At 25.8% G+C, this 2,510-nt stretch carries 3 protein-coding genes; all 3 read right to left on the bottom strand.

Features of this window, described 5'->3' with window-relative positions; all coding sequences use genetic code 11:
* Positions 1-123: 123 nt before the first annotated feature.
* The 3 genes from I4U58_RS13515 to I4U58_RS13505 are packed head-to-tail and all read right to left on the bottom strand — an operon-like array spanning position 124 to position 2,044.
* Positions 124-927, bottom strand: a complete 804-nt coding sequence (locus I4U58_RS13515; protein ID WP_195931856.1) for an MBL fold metallo-hydrolase — start codon at positions 925-927, stop codon at positions 124-126.
* A 29-nt stretch (positions 928-956) separates the two neighbouring features.
* A complete protein-coding gene (locus tag I4U58_RS13510) occupies positions 957-1,412 on the bottom strand; it encodes a hypothetical protein (RefSeq protein ID WP_195931855.1) in 456 nt (151 codons plus the stop codon).
* Entirely contained in the window at positions 1,409-2,044 is a 636-nt protein-coding gene (locus tag I4U58_RS13505; RefSeq protein ID WP_195931854.1) for a hypothetical protein, read from the bottom strand. Before I4U58_RS13505 ends, I4U58_RS13510 begins: the two co-directional genes overlap by 4 nt.
* Between the last annotated feature and the right edge of the window lie 466 nt (positions 2,045-2,510).

Genomic DNA, 2,510 nt, shown 5'->3' with positions numbered 1-2,510 from the left:
GGCATTATTATTCATTATTAAATATTTTATAATTTAAAGTATTAATATTATTAAAATATTTATTTTTTGCATAAAAAAAGACTTCTGCTTTAATAATTACTATCTCTACAGAAGTTTATTTCACTACCAATTTATCTCAAGCCCTACATGAGCATCTTTTATATTTAAATACTTAAACATTTCTGCCTTAACATAAAATTTTGTACAATGACATGGATAAAGTTCTTTTATATTGTTTGCTTTAAAATAATCTATTGTTTTATAAAGTTGATTATTTATTTCTTGAAGATGAGTCCCTCCTATTATCCCAAGCACATTATCTTTTTTTGAAACTTTTTTAGCATATTCGATTATGTTACAAATCCCACTGTGTGAACATCCTGTAATTATATATATTCCATCTTGTGTTTCGTATAATAAAGCTGAATCATCTATTATATAGTCATTTTTATACTCTCCATCTACTTCTATTTGACCCATTAGTTTTCTATTTTCAAAATCAATAGTATCTGGAATTTGACCTAGATAAGTTATATTTTTGCTTATTTTAACGGGTTTATCAGAAAACTTTACGTTTGCAAGTTTTATTATCTCTTCTTTGGTATATGGAGCTCCCATATTTGTATTTCCGCTTTTCTTTTTATTAAATGCTAATGGGTGACAAATTATATTTATTTTATCATTTTTACTTTCTACAAAATCCTTAAGACCTCCAGCGTGATCATAATGTCCATGTGATAATACTACTGTGTCTATATTATCTAAATCTATATCTAAGTTTTTAGCATTTTCCATAAAAAGTCCTGATGCACCAGTATCAAGCAAAAATTTCTTGTCCTCATCTTCTATATAATAAGACGCTCCTCCTTCTCCTTTTAAATTTCTTCCGTTTATTGCACAATTATCTATAAGTACAACTAATCTCATAACATTTCCCCCTTTTTAATTAACAAAACTTAGTTTTCTTTATCTTTCGTATACAAAATCATCTCTTCTATTAAATAATCGTTTATATAGTGAATTAAAGGCAAAAATACTCTGTTTAAATAAAACTGTATTCTGTCATTTACCTTACATCTTCCAAGGTGAAAATTAAATGCCTCACCGTTTAAACTCTTGTTGCTATCTGTCATAAATATCAAATAATCATACATAGCTTTTATATGATCGTTTTTATTTGTCGGGATTATAACACTTTTATATCCACAATCCTCTTGTATAAATGATTTTTTCCAATCTATAGTCGAGTATTTAACTTTTGAATCTATGTAATCTTTTATTATCTTATTATTTTGTATAAATTCCTTAAACTTTATTAGATATACATTATTGTCGTCTGTGATAGAATTTAGCATATTGCTGCTTATTCTTCTAAATTCAAAACTTATTTTTCTTAAATCCTCAATTTTCATTTTAAGCTCACCCCACAATAAGCACAGTATAATATTGTTTTTTCGTCTGAAAGTATTTTTTCTTTTGATAAGCATATATCGCATTTATATTCAACTTCTTTTAAATTTTTATCTTTTAATCTGTCTACATTTACATTTTGAAGTTTTTTATTGTCCATCTTTATCTTATAAAGAGGTTTGTCCTTTTCTATTTCTTTTTCCATATTTGAAAAACTCATATCTAAAGATTTACTGCTATATAATTTAGGTGTGTGGTTTATATTGTGACTAGATATCCCCAAAATATCCCCTTGTTGAGGTTTTAAAGGCTTTTTGTTTGTTTTATAGCATAATTTATCATTATTTTTTATTTTACTATATTTTCCGTCATTTAAATCTGATTTATTTTCATCATTTTTAATATTATAATTTTCTTTTGCTACTTTTGTAGCCTTTGATTTAATCTCTCTTGTATAAAAAGTTTTTATGTCCTTTGTCAGACCGCAGTATGGACAAAACAGTTCATTGTATATTCCTCTTTCTTGAAGATCATAGGCTGATACTTTAAATTCACTTTTACAATATGGACATGTAAGTATTATATATCCTTCGTCATCCCCTAATATTTCTATATCTTTGTTAAATATTCTCATAATATCCCTCCAATAATCTATATCTTTATTATATCATTTATTTTCTACTATTCAGAGTTTTAGTATTAAATAAAAAATTAAGGATGTAACTTAAAAAATTAAGTTACATCCTTAAAATATCAATCTTATAATTTTCATATATTTATACAAAATCTGCTGTTAACTTATTTTACTCATAATAAGTATAATCTGCTAAAGTTATAAATTATTTAATATTTCTATGTTATTTATGCATCCATAACTGGATTACTTAGTAATAAATAGTGGCTATCTCTACTACCAATTCTCATAATAATTATTCATCTCTGCCCTACATTCCGCTTCAAATTCCTCAACTTCAATAAACATACTATTGCAACCTTCTAAAAAATTGACGATTGATTGCATATGATAGATTGTCAATATAAGTGCAACATTTTATGTTTATGTTGCAGCGAAGACCTCTGCAGGTGTTTTATATCCAAGA

Origin of the sequence: Clostridium sp. 1001270J_160509_D11 (genome assembly GCF_015667935.1) — a bacterium.
Classification (GTDB): Bacteria; Bacillota; Clostridia; order Peptostreptococcales; family Peptostreptococcaceae; genus Intestinibacter.
Note: the sequence above shows the minus strand (reverse complement) of the source record. Positions and strands in the feature narration are given on the sequence as shown.

Excerpts from the sequence above, each read along its gene's own strand:
- I4U58_RS13510 (WP_195931855.1), bottom strand. The coding sequence starts at position 1,412 with ATGAAAATTGAGGATTTAAGAAAAATAAGTTTTGAATTTAGAAGAATA.
- I4U58_RS13505 (WP_195931854.1), bottom strand. The coding sequence starts at position 2,044 with ATGAGAATATTTAACAAAGATATAGAAATATTAGGGGATGACGAAGGA.
- I4U58_RS13515 (WP_195931856.1), bottom strand. The coding sequence starts at position 927 with ATGAGATTAGTTGTACTTATAGATAATTGTGCAATAAACGGAAGAAAT.